Source organism: Nocardiopsis halophila DSM 44494, assembly GCF_000341245.1.
Taxonomy (GTDB): domain Bacteria; phylum Actinomycetota; class Actinomycetes; order Streptosporangiales; family Streptosporangiaceae; genus Nocardiopsis_A; species Nocardiopsis_A halophila.
Window position 1 is genome coordinate 1 of the sequence record NZ_ANAD01000123.1, and the last position, 15805, is coordinate 15805.

The following is a 15805-nucleotide window of genomic DNA, read 5'->3' on the forward strand; positions in this document are numbered from 1 at the left end:
CCGCAACATCGGCTTCGCCATGGTGCCGATCGGACTGGCGTCCCTGGGGACCGAGCTGGCGGTGCACCGGCCGGGCGGCCAGGTCCCCGCCGTGGTCGTGGACAAGCCCTTCGTCGACCCCAAGAAGATGCTGCCCAAGCAGGACCTGAGGCGGCTGGCCGCGACGTCCTGACGGCGGGCCCGCCCGGGGGCGCCGCCCCGTCGGCGCCCCCGGCGCCCGCCCTCTTGACACCGCGGTCCGGCCGATCGACTCTGTTGCGTAGACCGCACATGGTTGCGCGGACAGGAACACCGTAGCGAGTGCACACGAGAACACCGATGGCGAAGGCAGGCCGCCATGCCCGCTCTCCCTGACACCCAGCGAACCGTTCCCAGGATCGTCGTCATCGGCGCCGGGATCGTCGGCTGCGCGCTGGCCGACGAGCTCACCGCCCGCGGGTGCACCGACGTCACCGTCGTCGACCAGGGCGACCTGTACCGCACCGGAGGGTCGACCTCGCACGCCCCCGGCCTGGTCTTCCAGACCAACGCCGCCAAGGCCATGACCGACTTCGCGCGCTACACCGCCGAGAAGTACCGGCGGCTGCGCGCCGGCGGGCGCCCCTGCTTCTCCCCGGTCGGCGGCCTGGAGCTGGCCGCCGCCCCCGAACGCCTCGACGAGCTGCACCGCCGCTGCGGCTGGGCGCGCTCCTGGGGGCTGCGCGCCGAGGTCGTCGGCCCGCAGGAATGCGCCCGCGCCCACCCGCTGGTCGAGGCCGACCGGGTGCTGGGCGGCCTGTTCACCCCCGACGACGGCCTGGCCGACGCCCTCGGCGCGGCCCGGGCCCAGGCCGAGGCCGCGGTCGGGCGCGGCGCCCGCTTCCTGCCCCGGCACGAGGTCACCGGGATCGAGACCCGTGGCGACGGCGCGCCCTCGGGCCGCCGGGTGGCGGCCGTCCACACCGACCAGGGGCGGCTGCCCGCCGACGCCGTGGTGCTGTGCGCCGGCATGTGGGGCCCACGGGTGGCGGCCATGGCCGGCGAGGTGCTGCCGCTCACCCCGCTGGCCCACCAGTTCGGCTGGACCGGGCCGACCGCCGCGCTGGCCGGCAACGGCGGCGGCGACGCCGCGCCCCACCCCATCCTCCGCTTCCAGGAGCGCGACCTGTACTACCGCGAGCGCGGCGACCGGGTCGGGGTCGGCTACTACGGGCACCGGCCGATGCCGGTCGCCCCCGACGCCATCGGCACCCCCGCCACCACCGGGCACCTGCCGATGCCGTCCATGCACCCCTTCACCCCCGAGGACTTCGCCCCGGCCTGGAGCGACACCCTCGGGCTGCTGCCCGCCCTGTCCGACACCAAGGTGGATGAGGGGTTCAACGGCCTGTTCTCCTTCACCCCGGACACCATGCCGCTGATCGGGGAGTTCGCCGGGACGGCGGGGCTGTGGTCGGCCGAGGCGGTGTGGATCACCCACTCGGCCGGCGTGGCCCGCGCGGCCGCCGAGCTCATCGCCGAGGGAGCCTCCACGTTCGACCTGCACGCCTGCGACGTCAACCGCTTCCAGCGGCACCACCTGGCCCCCTCCTACATCCGGGAGCGGGGCTGCCAGAACTTCGTCGAGGTCTACGACGCCCTCCACCCGCAGCAGCCGATGGAGCACCCCAGGCCGCTGCGCGTCGCCCCGTTCCACCGGCGCGAGCAGGAGCTGGGCGCCTTCTTCCTGGAGGCCGGCGGCTGGGAGCGCCCCTACTACTACGAGGCCAACACCGCGCTCGACGGGGCCGAGGACGCGCCCCGGCCGGGCCCGTGGGCCGCGCGCTACTGGTCGCCCGCGATCGCCGCCGAAGCGCGCGCCACCCGCGAACGCGTCGCGCTCTACGACATGTCGTCCCTGATGCGCCTGGAGGTCGCCGGGCCCGGCGCCGCCGACTACCTGGACCGGGTGACCACCTGCCGCGCCCACCGCGACCCCGGCGCCGTGAGCTACTGCCTGATGCTGGACGGGCGCGGGCACCTCCTCGGCGACATCACCGTCGCCCGCATCGAGGAGGACCTCTTCCAGCTCGGGGTCAACAGCCGCCTCGACCTGGCCCGCCTCGCCCGGAACGCCCCCGCCGGGGTGAGCGTCCGCGACCTCACCTCCGAGACCACCTGCATCGGGGTGTGGGGGCCGCTCGCCCGGGAGGTGGTCCAGCCCCTGGCCGACCACGACCTCTCCAACGACGGGCTGCGCTACTTCCACTGCGCCCGCATGCACATCGCCGAGGTGCCGGTCACGGCGATGCGGGTGTCCTACGTCGGCGAACTCGGCTGGGAGCTGTACACCACCCCGGACCTGGGCCTGCGGCTGTGGGACGCGCTCTGGCGGGCCGGGCGGGGACACGGCCTGGCCGCCGCCGGGCGGGGCGCCTTCGACGCGCTGCGCCTGGAGAAGGGCTACCGCGCCTTCGGCGCCGACATGACCGACGAGCACGACCCCTACGAGGCCGGCGTGGGCTTCGCGCTCCGCCTGAAGACCAAGGGCGACTTCGTCGGCCGCGCCGCCGTCGAGGCCAAGGACCCCGGCGCCCCGGCCCGGCGCCTGACCTGCCTGGCCACCGGCGGCCCGCAGGACACCGTGATGGGGGCCGAGCCGGTGCACGAGCCCGGCGCGCCGACCGCCGCGGGGTACGTGACCAGCGCCGCCTTCGGCTACACGCTGGGGCACGGCATCGCCTACGCCTGGCTGCCCGCCGAGCTCGCCGCCCCCGGCACCCGCCTGGAGATCGGCTACTTCGGCCGGCGCATCCCGGCCCAGGCCGTGGCCGAGCCCCTGTACGACCCCGCCATGGAGAGGGTGAGGGCCTGATGCCCGCGCTCCCCGCGGCACTGACCGGCGGACCGGACCCGCGGCCGGGCCGCCTGTGGCGCGCGCCCGAGCCGCGGGCCGCCTACGACGTGCTCGTCATCGGCTCCCGCGGGCCANGCTCCGGCGGCCACGGCCTGGCCACCGCCTACTACCTGGCCGCCGAGCACGGCATCACCGAGGTCGCCGTGCTGGAGCGCGGCTGGCTGGCCGGCGGCAACATGGCCCGCAACACCGCCATCATCCGCTCCAACTACCTGTGGGACGCCAGCGCCGGGATCTACGAGCACGCGCTGCGGCTGTGGGAGGGCCTGGAGGACGAGCTCGGACGCGACCTGCACTTCAGCCAGCGCGGGGTGCTCAACCTGGCCCACTCCACCCACGACGTGCGCGAGTCGGTGCGCCGGGTCGACGCCAACCGGCTCAACGGCGTCGACGCCGAATGGCTCGGCCCCGACGAGGTCGCCAAGCTGGTCCCCGTCCTGGACACCGGCCCGCACACCCGCCACCCCGTGCTGGGCGCCACCTACCAGCCGCGCGCCGGCATCGCCGACCACGACCTGGTGGCCTGGGCCTTCGCCGCGGAGGCCGACCGGCTCGGCGTGGACCTGGTGCAGGGGTGCGAGGTGACCGGCTTCCTGCGCTCGGGGGACAAGGTGCGGGGCGTGCGCACCACCCGCGGCGACATCGGCGCCGGGGCGGTCGCGCTGTGCGCCGCGGGGCGCACCAGCGTGCTCACCGAGACGCTGGGGCTGCGCCTGCCGCTGCAGAGCCACCCGCTGCAGGCCCTGGTCACCCCGCTGCTGGAGCCGGTGCTGGACACCGTGGTCATGTCGAACGCGGTGCACGTCTACGTCAGCCAGGCCCCCAAAGGCGAGCTGGTGCTGGGGGCGGGCATCGACGGCTACAACGGCTACGGCCAGCGCGGCTCGTTCCGCACGGTGGAGGACCAGGTCGCCGCCGCCGTCGAGCTGTACCCGGTGTTCGCGCACGCCGAGGCGCTGCGCACCTGGGCCGGGACCGTCGACGTCTCGCCCGACGCCTCACCGGTCATCGGGCCCACGCCGTTCGAGGGCCTCTACCTCAACTGCGGGTGGGGGACCGGGGGGTACAAGGCCACGCCGGGCGCGGGCCAGGTCTTCGCCGACACCGTGGCCAACGGGCGCCCGCACCCGCTGGCCGAGCCCTTCGGCCTGGAGCGCTTCACCACCGGGGCGCTCGTGGACGAGCACGGGGCCGCCGCAGTGGCCCACTGACCGCCGTCTCCGATCCGCAGCGCAGGGAGGCCGACCGCGATGCTCCTCATTCCGTGCCCCTGGTGCGGTCCGCGCGACGAACGCGAGTTCCGGTACGGCGGCCAGGCGCACATCGCCTACCCCGCCGACCCCTCGGCGCTCGACGACCGGGCGTGGGCCGAGTACCTGTTCCTGCGCGACAACCCCGCGGGGGCGTTCGCCGAGCGCTGGTTCCACGCCTCGGGGTGCAGAGCCTGGTGCGACGTGCGGCGCGACACCGTCGACTACACGGTCGCCGGCTCCTGCCCCACGGGCGCCCACGGAGCGGACGCGGACGCCGACGCTGGCCAGGGGCCGTGCGCGTCCCCTTACTGCGTGCGCAGGGCGACCCCTGCTGATGCTGAAGGAGGCGCACGATGAGCCGCTGGGGTGCCGACCCTGACGCCGGGCGAGTGTATTTCGCCCGCCGGGAGTGGTGCGGATTCCCGGACCTCGCGGAGGGGCCCGCCGAGGCGCTTCTCAAGAGGCGTGAGCCGTCCGCCGCAGAAGGCGACCCGGCCCAGCGCATCCGCGACCGGCGCAGACGCCCTTCCGTCCCCCGGGAGAGGGGCGGGCGATGAGCGTGCGGGACAGGAGGAGAGCGGCGGAAGACCGCGCGGCCGTTCCCGCCGTTCCCGCCGTCCCCACGGCCGCCACCGGCCGCACCGCGACCCTGGAGACCGCGACCCTGGAAGGGGGAGGGCGATGACCGGACGCCGCACGGGGACCGGGCCCGAGCCGGACACCCGGATCGTGTTCGACGGGCACGAGGTCCCCGCCGTGGCCGGGGAGCCCGTCGCCGCCGCGCTCCTGGCAGCCGGGGTGCGCACGGTCTGCCGGGGGATCCGCACCGGCCGTCCGCGCGGGGTCGTGGGCATCGGCACCGGCGAGCCCGGCGCCCAGGTCCGCACCGAGGGCCCCGACCCCCGGCCGATGGCGCCCGCCCCCCGGGTGGAGGCGTGCGAGGGGCTGCGCGTGTCCGGCCTGGCCGGCTACGCCCGCCTGCCCGACCAGGCGCCCGCCCGGGGCGGCGACTCCCGCTGGGCCCACTGCGACGTCCTGGTCGTCGGCGCCGGGCCCGCCGGCCTCGCCGCCGCCGACGCCGCCCGTGCGGAGGGCGCGCGGGTGGTCATCGCCGACGAGGCGCCCGCCCCCGGCGGCGACGCCCGCGGCAACGGGCGCGACGGGTGGATCACCGCGACCTGGCAGGCCCTGGCCGGGGCCGCCGACGTGCGGGCGCTGGCGCGCACCACCGTCACCGGCCACCACGACCACGGCGAGCTCATCGCCCTGCAGCGGCGCGGCGGCTCCGACCTGCTGTGGCGCATCCGCGCCCGCCGCACCGTGCTGGCCACCGGATCCACCGAGCGCCCCTTCGCCTTCCAGGACGACGACCTGCCCGGCGTCATGCTCGCCGGGGCGGCCGCCGCCTACGTCCGCCGCCACGGGGTCCTGCCGGGCGGGCGCCCGGTGGTCGCCGGGTGCCACGACGAGGCGCTGTGGGCCGCCGCCGCCCTGCACGACGCCGGGGCGCGGATCGCGGCCGTCGCCGACGCCCGTCCCGAGGCGGGGGCCGCGGCCCGTGAGGCCCTGCGGCGCCGGGGGATCGGGGTGCGCGCCGGAACCTCGGCGGTGCGCGCCGAACCCGGCGCCGAGGGCGGCGTGGCCGCCGTCCTGCTCGCCCCGGTCGCCCCGGACGGAAGCGTTCAGGGGGAGGCCGAGCGGGTGCCCTGCGACCTCCTGGCGGTCTCCGGCGGGTTCGACCCGGCGACGCCCCTGGCGGTGCAGGCGGGCGGACGGGTGCGCTGGTCCGACCGGCACGCCGCCTTCCTTCCCGGGGACCTGCCGCCGACCACGGTGTGCGTCGGCGCCGCGGCGGGCACCCGGGACCCCGGGACGGCTGTCGAGGAGGGCATCCAGGCGGGCGAGGCCGCGGCGCGGGCGGCGCTCGGGCGGACCGGGCCGGGGGGCCGCCCTTCGGAAGGAGGCGGCCTGGAGGGGCACCTGCCCGACGCCCTGCGCGCACGCGGCGGATCGGCCCAAGGGCACGGGGCGCGGGCAGGGGAGGGCGCCGCGGGCGGCCCCCCGGCGGCTCCGTTGCAGGCCGTCGGAGGACAGGCGCGGGAACGGCCGTCCGCGGGGGCCGCGGGCGCCGTGGGCGTGCCCGGGGACGTGCGGGCAGGCGACACCGCGCCCCCGATGGCGCTCTTCTGCGTCACCGGTCCGGACACCGACCACGAACGGGTCTTCGTGGACCTCCAGCGCGACGCGACCCTGTCCGACATCCGCGCGGCCGTCGCGGCCGGGATGGACTCCATCGAGCTCATCAAGCGCCACACCACCATCGGCACCGGCCCCGACCAGGGCCGCACCTGCGGCGCCCTGGTCACCGGGATCACCGCGCGCCTGCTCGGGCGCACCATGGACGAGGTCGGCGGCGCCACGCCCCGGCCCCCGTACGCCCCCATCCCCTTCACCGCGCTGGCCGGACGCGCGCGCGGGGATCTCATCGACCCGCTGCGACGCACCCCCATGCACGCCTGGCACGAGGCGCACGGCGCCGCCTACGAGGACGTCGGCCAGTGGCGCCGCGCGCGCTACTACGCCCGGGAGGACGAGGACATGCACGCGGCGGTACTGCGCGAGTGCGCCGCCGCGCGGACCGGGGTGGCGGCCCTGGACGCCTCCACCCTCGGAAAGGTCGTCGTCGCCGGGCGCGACGCCGGGGAGTTCCTCGACCGCCTCTACACCGGCACCTTCTCCACTCTCAAGCCGGGACGGTGCCGCTACGGGCTGCTGTGCACCGCCGACGGGATGGTCCTCGACGACGGCGTCATCGCCCGCCTGCCCGACGGGTCCTATCTGGTCAGCACCACCACCGGAAACGCCGAGACCGTCCTCGACCACATGGAGGAGTGGTCCCAGACCGAGTGGCCGGACCTGTGCGTGCACATCTTCAACGCCACCGACGCCTGGGCGGTGGTGAGCCTGGTCGGACCGCGCTCCCGGGAGGTCATGCGGCGCCTGGCCCCGGACATGGACGTCTCCCGGGAGGGCTTCCGCTTCATGGACCTCAAGGAGGGGCGGGTCGCCGGGGTCCGCGCGCGCGTGCTGCGCGTGAGCTTCACCGGTGAGCTGACCTTCGAGGTCAACGTTCCCTCCTGGTACGGGCTCGCCGTCTGGGAGGCCGCCATGGAGGCGGGCGCGGAGTACGGCATCACGCCCTACGGCACCGAGACCATGCACGTCCTGCGGGCCGAGAAGGGCTTCATCGTCGTCGGACACGAGACCGACGGCAGCATCACCCCACTGGACCTCGGCATGGACTGGGCCCTGTCGCGCACCAAGGACTTCGTCGGCAAGCGCTCCCTGAGCCGGCCGGACACGGCCCGGGCGGACCGGCCCCAGCTCGTCGGCCTCCTGCCGGAGGACCCCGGGTTCGTCCTGGCCGAGGGGGCGCAGCTGACCGAGGCGGCGCCGGGCCGGGGCGGGCCCCGCGCGCGCTCGCAGGGATGGGTGACCTCCTCCTACGACAGCGCCGCGCTGGGGCGCTCGTTCGCCCTCGGACTGCTCCGATCGGGCCGCGAGCGCCACGGCGAGGTGCTGCAGGCGGTGCACCTCGGCACCGCCGTCCCCGTCCGGGTCGCCGACCCGGTCTTCTACGACAGGGAAGGGAGCCGCAAGGATGGCTGAACCCCTGGTCCCGCGCCGGCGCAGTCCGGCCGAGGGCCTCCTGGAGGGCTCGCGCCTGCGCGAGCTGTCGTTCCTGGCCCAGGCCGAGCTGCGGGTGGACCCCGACGAGGCCGAGGCCGCCTCGCGGATGGCCGAGCAGTTCCTCGGCTGCCCCCTGCCCGGCCCCGGCCGCGCCACCGGGAGCGGCACGCCGTACGTGCTGTGGAGCGGCCCCGGCCGGTACCTGGTGGTGGACGCCGACGCGACCGGGCGGGGGCTGTGCGCGGGGCTGCGCTCCGCGCTCGGCGGCGAGTACGGGCGGCTGTGCGCGGCGGTGGCCGACCTGTCGGCCCAGCGCACCGTGCTGGAGCTGCGCGGGCCCGACGCCGGGGAGGTGCTGGCCCGCGGCTGTCCGATGGACCTGCACCCGCGGGTGTTCGGCCCGGGCTCCTACGCCCAGACGGTCGTCGGCAAGGCGGCCGTGGGCCTGCACCGCACCGGCGGCCCCGTCGGCCCCGGAGCCCCCGCCGGCTCCGGCGCGGAAGGGGAGGCCTCCGCCTTCCGCGTCCTCGTACGCGCGTCGTTCGCCGACTACCTGGCCCGCTTCCTCACCGGTGCGGCCGACGACGTCCGGCGCGAGCGCGCGGGGGCGGTGGGGTGAAAGGGGGGCACGGGGGTCGAAGGGAGACGAGGGGACCAAAGGGGGGCGCTGGTGCCGTGGGGAGGCAGAGGAGGCGTGTGAAGCCCGTGCACAAGCGTCTGACCTGGGGTGACGCCCTGGCCAGGGCGCCTGTCCGGGGAAGTGGGAGGGCACGACGTTATCGTGGTGGGCATGGCTTCCAACGACCACCGCGCAGAAAAGAGTCAGACGACGACCGACACGGCACGGTTCGGGCGGGGGTCGGGCGGTGAGGCGGAACCGGCCAGGACCGCGGCCGGGAAGGACGGTGCACCCGTGCAATCGGTGGATCGCGCCATCACGGTGCTGGAGATCCTCGCACAGCACCGCGAGGCCGGAGTGACCGAGATCGCCGCGGAACTGGGCGTTCACAAGTCGACCGCATTCCGACTGGTCGGAGCGTTGGAGCGGCGCGGACTGGTGGAGCAGCCCGGGCTTCGCGGCAAGTACCAGCTGGGCTTCGGGATCATCCGGCTGGCCGGCACCATGGCGGCCGGACTGGACCTGACCCAGCAGAGCCGGCGGGTCTGCGAGGACCTGGCCTCCGACCTGGGGGAGACGGTCAACATCGCAATACCGAGCGGAGACATGGTCGTCAACATTGACCAGGTCCGCGGGTCCTCGGCCGTGGTCAGCCAGAACTGGATCGGACGGCAGAACCCCCTGCACTCCACCTCCAGCGGCAAGGTGCTGCTGGCCTACATGCGCGCGAGCGACCAGCGCCGCGTGCTGCGCGGGCGCCTGGAGGAGATGACCCCGCAGACCAAGACCGACCCGGAGGACCTGCGCGCCGAGTTCGAGGAGATCGTCGACCGCGGGTTCGCGACCGCCGTGGAGGAGCTGGAGATCGGGCTGAACGCCGTCGCCGCCCCCATCCGCGGCCTCACCGGCGAGGTGATCGCCGCCATCAGCGCCTCCGGCCCCTCCTACCGGATGGAGGAGGACAAACTCGACGCGATCGGTGAGACGGTCGCCAAGGCCGGAATGGAGATCTCGACCCGGATGGGCCACATGGAGCCCGCCGGGTGAGCCCGGACCTGCTCCCCTCCCCACCGCCCCCGTTCCCCGACCCCCGATCCCGTCACGCGCACGCCCCCGACGCCGCGGAACCGCCCGAGACCTAGGCGCGGCGCCCGGAGCATGCCCGTCGGCGGACGAACGGCCCCCGCCCCCACCGCGCCGCTGTGCCGACCCGGCGCAGCGCCGGCGGAGGCCGGGGCGGCACCGCAGAGGCGTGCCTGAGAGCCGGGAACGATCCGCCGACCACCACCGGGACGCCGGTCCTGATGGGCCCGGGCGGCGCGCAGCACGTCCGGGAAGGCGTCCACGCCCCTCCCGAGGCCGGCGGCCGCGCCGCGGACTCCCCGTTCTCCGCGAGCCCCGTGCGGGCCTCCGGCCCACGGGCCCCGGGGCTCCCCGGGAACGGCGCATACGAGAGGGGGACGCCCGAACGGGCGTCCCCCTCTCGTATGCGCCGGCCGGGCGCCGTGCCCGCCCGGCCGAGGCTCACACGGCGCCGTGCGCCGCCGACTCCCCGTTCCCGCTGAGGGCGGAGCGCACCGCGCGGACCGCCTCCTCCGTGATCTCCTCCGGCGGCGGTGCGATGTCGAGCACGACCCCCTTCTCGTCGTCCCGCAGCGGCTCCAGGGTGGCCTGCTGGGAGTCGAGCAGGCCGCTCGGCATGAAGTGGCCCGCCCGCTCGGCCAGGCGCCGGCGGATCAGCTCGACGGGGCCGTCCAGGTGCACGAAGCGCACGTCGGGCGCCCCGGAGCGCAGCACGTCCCGGTAGGAGCGCTTCAGCGCCGAGCACGCCATCAGGCTGTCCCGGCCCTCGGCCTCGCGCTCGCCGATCCACGCGGCCAGCGAGCGCAGCCAGGGGAGGCGGTCGGCGTCGGTGAGCGCGACGCCCTGTGACATCTTGGCGATGTTCGCCTCGGGATGGAACGCGTCGGCCTCGGCGAAGGGCAGCGCGAGCCGCTCGGCGGTGCGCAGGGCCACCGTGCTCTTGCCGCTGCCCGACACGCCCATGAAGACGAAGTGCATGTACTGTCCCTCCCCGTGAGATGGCGTCCGTCCGGCCGCGGGACCCCGGACGCCCGACTTCAATAGTGTTATCAATAGGGGGCGCCGCCCGTGACGCGCCCCCGGCCCCCGCGCGCCGGGGCCCAGCGAGCCGAGGAGCCCGATGAGCCGCGAGTCCGACCACCGCACCCTGCACAACCGCGTGCTCGCGGAGCTGGGCCCGGCGATCGCGGCCGGCCGCTACGGCCCCGACCACGTCTTCACTCTGGACGGCCTCGTCCGCGAATACGGCGTCTCGCGCACCGTGGCGCGCGAGGCGGTCCGGGTCCTGGAGTCGATGCGCCTGGTGGTCAGCCGCCCCCGGACCGGGGTGCGGGTGCGCCCGCGCTCGGAGTGGAGCGTGTTCGACCCCCAGCTGATCCGCTGGCGGCTGGCCGGCCCCGGGCGCCTGGAGCAGCTGCGCTCGCTGAACGGGCTGCGCGCCGCGGTCGAGCCCCCGGCCGCGGCCGCCGCCGCCCGGCTCGCCTCCCCCGGGGAGCGGGCCGCGCTGGCGGAGCTGGAGCGGCGGATGTCCGACACCGGCCGCCGCGGCGACCTGGAGGCCTTCCTGGAGCTCGACATCGAGTTCCACCGGCGGATCCTGGAGCTGTCCGGCAACGACATGTTCGCCGGGCTGTCCGGGGTGGTCGCCGAGGTGCTGGCCGGGCGCACCGAGCACAGCCTGATGCCGCCCACCCCCCGCCCCGAGGCGCTGTGCCTGCACCGGCACGTGGCCTCGGCGATCGAGGGGGGCCTGCCCCAGGTCGCCGAGGCGGCCATGCGCGCCATCGTCGACGAGGTCGTCGAGGCGCTGGACGGCTCGCAGGACCTGGGCCCCGGAGGGACGGACCCCGGGGCCCAGGGGTCGGGCGGCCCTACAGCAGCACGCTGAGGACCAGGGCGAGGACGAAGCCCACCCCGCCGATCAGGGTCTCCATCACGGTCCAGGTGCGCAGCGTCGTCGCCACGTCCATCCCCAGGAACCGGCCCACCAGCCAGAACCCGGAGTCGTTGACGTGGGAGAGCACGGTGGAACCGCAGGCGATGGCGATGACGATCAGCGACAGGTCGATCGTGCTCAGCCCCGGGGACGCCGCCACCGCCGGGGCCACCAGGGCCGAGGCGGTGGTGAGCGCGACCGTGGCCGAGCCCTGGGCCACCCGCAGCGCGGTGGCGATCACGAAGGCCGCCACGATCACCGGCAGCCCGGTCGACTCCAGGCTGGAGGCGAGGGCCTCGCCGATGCCGCTGGAGCGCAGCACCCCGCCGAACATGCCGCCGGCGCCGGTGATGAGGATGATCGAGCAGACCGGGCCCAGTGCGCCGTTGACGATCTGCTCCACCCGGTCGCGGGGGTAGCGCCCGCTCCCCAGGGCGAACATCGCCACGATGGCGGTGATCAGCAGCGCGATCGGGGTCTGGCCGATGAGCAGCATCGCCTGCACCCAGGCCGGCTCCTCGCTCACGATCCCGGCGGTGGCCAGGGTGGAGATGCCTGTGTTGCAGAAGATCAGCAGCATCGGCAGCAGCAGGATGCCCAGGACGGTGGCCACGTGCGGGGGGCGCTCGTACCTGAGCTCGCCCTCGGAGGTGAAGTCGTCGGGCACCGGCAGCTCGAAGCGGCGGCCGGCGTAGAGGGCGTACAGGTAGCTGCCGATGTACCAGGTGGGGATCGCCAGGACGGCGCCCACCAGGAGGGTGACGCCCATGTGGGCGCCGAGCTGGTCGCTGGCGGTGACCGGGCCCGGGTGCGGCGGCACGAAGGCGTGCATCACGGCGAAGGCGCCGGCCGTGGGAAGGGCGTAGAGCAGCACGGAGCCGCCGAGGCGGCGGGCGACGCTGAAGACGATCGGCAGCATGACGATCAGGCCGGCGTCGAAGAAGATCGGGAAGCCGAAGAGCAGCGAGGCCACGCCCAGGGCGAGCGGCGCGCGCTTCTCTCCGAAGAGCCGGATCAGGGCCTGGGCCAGGACGGCGGCGCCGCCGGTGACCTCCAGCATGCGCCCGATCATCACGCCCAGTCCGACGAGCATGGCGACGCTGGCCAGCGTTCCGCCGAAGCCGTCGAGCATGGTGGGGACGATGTCGGTGAGGGGGATCCGGGTGGCGAGTGCGACGAGCAGGCTGACCAGGGTCAGCGAGACGAAGGCGTGCAGCCGGACCTTGATGACCAGGAACAGCAGGACGGCGATCGCGGCCGCCGCGATGAGCAGCAGCGGGCCGGTGCCGAGCGTGGGAGCGGTTGTTTCCACAGGGTCCTCCGGACGGGAGAGGGGTGCTCGGCGCGGTCGGGGGGAGGTCCCGGTGCCCTCGCTCGGCCGACGGGTCGGGCCGGGCCGGGTGTGACCCCGATCGCGCTGTCGGCCAATGGTAATACCATTTGTGAGGCTGTGTGACCACCGGCGTAAGGAAATGTGACCGGGGCGTTTCCGGGTCCGGCGCCCCTGCGTGACCGGCGCCCCACGGGACCGACCCCCGGTGAGCCTCCGTGCGCGTACCGGCAGGGGGCGCACGGGGCGGCTCAGGGCGGCTCAGGGCGGCTCGGGGTGGGGGGCCGGCGCTGGAGAACGGCTGTCCTTCAGGGGGCCGCCGCTCCCCTCTTTGCCGTTGATCTCGGGGGAGTCGGGGTAATACTCGCCGGTATTACCCCGGCTTCCCCGAGATCAACGGGGGTGTCGCCGAAGGCGGCGGTCGGACGGCTGGTGCGATGCGAGCAAGGCACCGGTCGGGATGGCGTCCACCTGCGTGGTGCGGCTTCGGGCGGACACGACCGCCATCGGCCCGCTGCCCGCCGGCCGCTCGCCGACGGGGAGAGGGCAGGTCAAGGCCCCGACACAGGAGGACGTGCGCCCCAGAGGCGCACGGGCCGCCCCGAGCAGGTCGGACGCAATCGCCCCCTTCAATGGCCCTGGTCCTGGGCGGGGCCCCGAGAACGGGGGATTCACCACGTCCGATGCCTCGGCGATTCCTGGGGCGTTCGGTACGCCCGGTAGCGAGGAGCGGGTGTCCTCATGGGGGATGGCCTGCCGCTCCTCACCGGTCGGCCCTTACCGGTCGGCTCCTCGTGAACGCCGGGTCGGGAGCGGCCCGTGCTCAGGGCTCGGAGGCGCACGCCCCGGCCCACCGGAGGCGGACCGGCCCCCGTCGCACTCGGTTCCCGCAGCGTGACCGTGTGGACCCGCACCGAGGGCGGGCGGGGCCGGGGGCGGCCCACGGGCTGGACAACGTGCGGCGCGGAAGGTAAACCAATCGGTAACTTCGTGTCCGCCTGGTGGGTGGGGCCTGCACCACCGGCACAGGTAGAGCCTGTCGTGCAGACAGGTCGGGCCGCCTCCGCGACACTGGCATCGGCTCCCCTCCCCGGCGAGGGGGCGGGGACCGCGGCGGGGCCGCCAGCGGCGACGAAGCGACGGGAACGGGAAGAAGCAGCGCGGATGCACAGGCTGATCAACCAGGTACGCCCCTATGCCTGGGGAGCGAAAGAGGCCATACCCCGGCTGCTCGGCGCCGAGCCCGACGGCAGCCCCCAAGCCGAGCTGTGGATGGGCGCCCATCCCGCGGCCCCCAGCACCCTGCTCACCGGCGGAGACGGCGGAGGCGCCGGCGCGGAGACGGCCTTCGACGCCTTCATCGCCGACGCCCCCAAGGAGGTCCTCGGCAAGGACACCGTCGCGCGCTTCGGCGAGCGCCTGCCCTTCCTGCTCAAGGTGCTCGCGGCCGAGTCCCCCCTCTCCCTCCAGGCCCACCCCGACGAGGCCCGGGCGCGCGCGGGGTTCGCCGCCGAAGAGGCCGAGGGCATCCCCGTCAACGCCGCCGACCGCAACTACCGCGACCCCTTCCACAAGCCCGAACTGGTGCTGGCCCTGGAGCCCTTCGAGGCGCTGTGCGGGTTCCGCGACCCGGTCGCGGCGCTCGGGGACCTGGCGGGCATCCGGTGCGAGCTGGCCCGCCGCCTGCGCGCCGACCTCGCCGCCCCCGACCCGCACATCGCGCTGCGCACGGCCATGACCCGCATCCTCACCCTGGACAGCCGCGACCTGGACCAGGGCCTGGCCGAGTTCATCGAGGAGTGGGCCCACCGGGGCGGCGGCAGCCACCACGCCACCGTCCTGGACCTGGTACGGCGCTACCCCGGCGACCCCGGAGCGGTGGCCGCGCTGCTGCTCAACCGGATCACCCTGCGCCCGGGGGAGGCGCTCTTCCTGCCGGCCGGGAACGTCCACGCCTACCTGCGCGGGACCGCCGTGGAGATCATGGCCAGCTCCGACAACGTGCTGCGGGCCGGGCTGACCGCCAAGCACGTCGACGTGCCCGAGCTGCTGGCGGTCGTCGACTTCTCGGTGCTGCCGATCCCCTACACCCGCCCCGTTCCGGTGGAGGGACGCAGCGAGTACCGCCCCGGCGTGGACGAGTTCTCCCTGGCGGTGCTGGGCCCGGGCCCGATCGAGGCCAGGATGCCCGGCGGCGCGCCGTCGATCCTGCTGGCCCTGGACGGCGGGGCGGAGCTGCGCTCGGAGTGCGGCGCGCACACGCGGCTGACGCGGGGGCAGTCGGTCTTCGTCCCGGCGAGCAGCGGCGCCGTGCAGGTCGAGGGCACCGGCCACGTGGTGGCGGCGACGGTCGGGTTCTGACACCGCGGCGCCATCGGCGGGNCGCGGAGCCCCCGCGCCCGGGTGGGCACGGGCGCTGCCGCGGTCGCCGGTGGTTTTCGGGTCCAGGGCGGGCCCCGTGTTCTTCGGGGTTCGTATGCGGTCCGCCCTGCGCCGTCTCCCCAGTCCCGGGGTGCTGCCGCAGCGGCCCGGCGGAGCACGGTTCGGGTGAACTGCCGCGGCGGTGCCGCTGCCGCCCGCGACCGTCACGGGGACGGCGTCCGCCGGGGCGGTGCGGCCGTCGGCGGCCTTTTCGGCGGACGGGCCCCGGTCAGGGCTGCGCAGGCGCCTCGGGCCTGATGCAGAGCCGTGGGGATGGCGCGGGACAGGTCGGACGGAAACTCCACTGCTCCAGCGGACGCGACCGTCACGGGTCCTCGGGGCGGCGCCCCCCACGGCCGCCGGGCGGGTCCAAGGGAGCGGTCCGCTCCCGGGCGCGCAGGTAGGAGGTGTGGTCGCGCTGGCGGCGGGCACGGGTCTCCAGCAGCCGGTCGGCCGCCTTGTCGACGGAGGCCTCCAGCAGGTCGAGCTGTTCGCACAGCTCCCCGGCGGCGCCGTCCGTGCCGCTCCCGCCACCGGCACCGTCCGCTCTGCGCCCGGCGGCGAACCGCCACGGCAGGGTCAGGGACGCCCCCCACCC

General features: G+C 75.5%; 11 protein-coding genes and 1 pseudogene. 9 read left to right on the forward strand and 3 right to left on the reverse strand.

Annotated elements, in window-relative coordinates; genetic code table 11:
* Positions 1-7: 7 nt before the first annotated feature.
* The 7 genes from D450_RS33370 to D450_RS0114655 all read left to right on the forward strand — a co-directional run bounded on the left by D450_RS33370 (position 8) and on the right by D450_RS0114655 (position 9484).
* Positions 8-172 carry a glycine cleavage T C-terminal barrel domain-containing protein gene (locus tag D450_RS33370; RefSeq protein WP_275041893.1) on the forward strand — a complete coding sequence of 55 codons (165 nt, stop codon included), beginning with the start codon at positions 8-10 and terminating at the stop codon, positions 170-172.
* Positions 173-337: 165 nt separating this feature from the next.
* Positions 338-2833, forward strand: coding sequence for a GcvT family protein (locus D450_RS0114630; RefSeq protein ID WP_017539411.1), 2496 nt, complete (start codon positions 338-340; stop codon positions 2831-2833).
* Entirely contained in the window at positions 2833-4086 is a 1254-nt protein-coding gene (locus D450_RS0114635; RefSeq protein ID WP_017539412.1) for a sarcosine oxidase subunit beta family protein, read from the forward strand. Before D450_RS0114630 ends, D450_RS0114635 begins: the two co-directional genes overlap by 1 nt.
* Before the next feature lie 39 nt (positions 4087-4125).
* The gene (locus tag D450_RS0114640; protein WP_017539413.1) at positions 4126-4485 is read left to right on the forward strand and encodes a sarcosine oxidase subunit delta; all 360 of its coding nucleotides are present in this window, start codon (positions 4126-4128) and stop codon (positions 4483-4485) included.
* Between the two features lie 324 nt (positions 4486-4809).
* Positions 4810-7797: an FAD-dependent oxidoreductase gene (locus D450_RS35205; RefSeq protein WP_017539414.1), complete on the forward strand. Its 2988-nt coding sequence runs from the start codon at positions 4810-4812 to the stop codon at positions 7795-7797.
* Entirely contained in the window at positions 7790-8437 is a 648-nt protein-coding gene (locus D450_RS0114650; RefSeq protein ID WP_017539415.1) for a sarcosine oxidase subunit gamma, read from the forward strand. Before D450_RS35205 ends, D450_RS0114650 begins: the two co-directional genes overlap by 8 nt.
* Positions 8438-8731: 294 nt before the next feature.
* Positions 8732-9484 (forward strand): IclR family transcriptional regulator, encoded by a 753-nt coding sequence (locus tag D450_RS0114655; RefSeq protein WP_017539416.1) that lies wholly within the window; start codon positions 8732-8734, stop codon positions 9482-9484.
* 477 nt (positions 9485-9961) lie between these two features.
* On the opposite strand, the gene D450_RS0114660 is transcribed toward D450_RS0114655, so the two are convergent.
* Positions 9962-10498 carry a gluconokinase gene (locus D450_RS0114660; protein WP_017539417.1) on the reverse strand — a complete coding sequence of 179 codons (537 nt, stop codon included), beginning with the start codon at positions 10496-10498 and terminating at the stop codon, positions 9962-9964.
* Between the two features lie 142 nt (positions 10499-10640).
* Between D450_RS0114660 and D450_RS0114665 the strand changes: the two genes are divergently transcribed.
* Positions 10641-11408 (forward strand): FadR/GntR family transcriptional regulator, encoded by a 768-nt coding sequence (locus tag D450_RS0114665; protein WP_017539418.1) that lies wholly within the window; start codon positions 10641-10643, stop codon positions 11406-11408.
* Here the strand turns inward: D450_RS0114665 and D450_RS0114670 are convergent.
* On the reverse strand, positions 11392-12768 hold the full coding sequence (locus D450_RS0114670) for a GntP family permease (RefSeq protein ID WP_017539419.1): 1377 nt from the start codon (positions 12766-12768) through the stop codon (positions 11392-11394). The two genes, D450_RS0114665 and D450_RS0114670, sit on opposite strands and share 17 nt — an antisense overlap.
* 1182 nt (positions 12769-13950) lie before the next feature.
* Between D450_RS0114670 and manA the strand changes: the two genes are divergently transcribed.
* Complete coding sequence (gene manA / locus D450_RS0114675) at positions 13951-15147, forward strand: mannose-6-phosphate isomerase, class I (RefSeq protein ID WP_017539420.1); 1197 nt, start codon at positions 13951-13953, stop codon at positions 15145-15147.
* 385 nt (positions 15148-15532) lie between these two features.
* On the opposite strand, the pseudogene D450_RS0114680 reads toward manA, so the two are convergent.
* A pseudogene (locus D450_RS0114680) lies at positions 15533-15805 on the reverse strand (hypothetical protein); the annotation flags it as partial.

Excerpts from the sequence above, each read along its gene's own strand:
- D450_RS0114630 (WP_017539411.1), top strand. The coding sequence starts at position 338 with ATGCCCGCTCTCCCTGACACCCAGCGAACCGTTCCCAGGATCGTCGTC.
- D450_RS0114660 (WP_017539417.1), bottom strand. The coding sequence starts at position 10,498 with ATGCACTTCGTCTTCATGGGCGTGTCGGGCAGCGGCAAGAGCACGGTG.
- manA (WP_017539420.1), top strand. The coding sequence starts at position 13,951 with ATGCACAGGCTGATCAACCAGGTACGCCCCTATGCCTGGGGAGCGAAA.
- D450_RS35205 (WP_017539414.1), top strand. The coding sequence starts at position 4,810 with ATGACCGGACGCCGCACGGGGACCGGGCCCGAGCCGGACACCCGGATC.
- D450_RS0114650 (WP_017539415.1), top strand. The coding sequence starts at position 7,790 with ATGGCTGAACCCCTGGTCCCGCGCCGGCGCAGTCCGGCCGAGGGCCTC.
- D450_RS0114640 (WP_017539413.1), top strand. The coding sequence starts at position 4,126 with ATGCTCCTCATTCCGTGCCCCTGGTGCGGTCCGCGCGACGAACGCGAG.
- D450_RS0114665 (WP_017539418.1), top strand. The coding sequence starts at position 10,641 with ATGAGCCGCGAGTCCGACCACCGCACCCTGCACAACCGCGTGCTCGCG.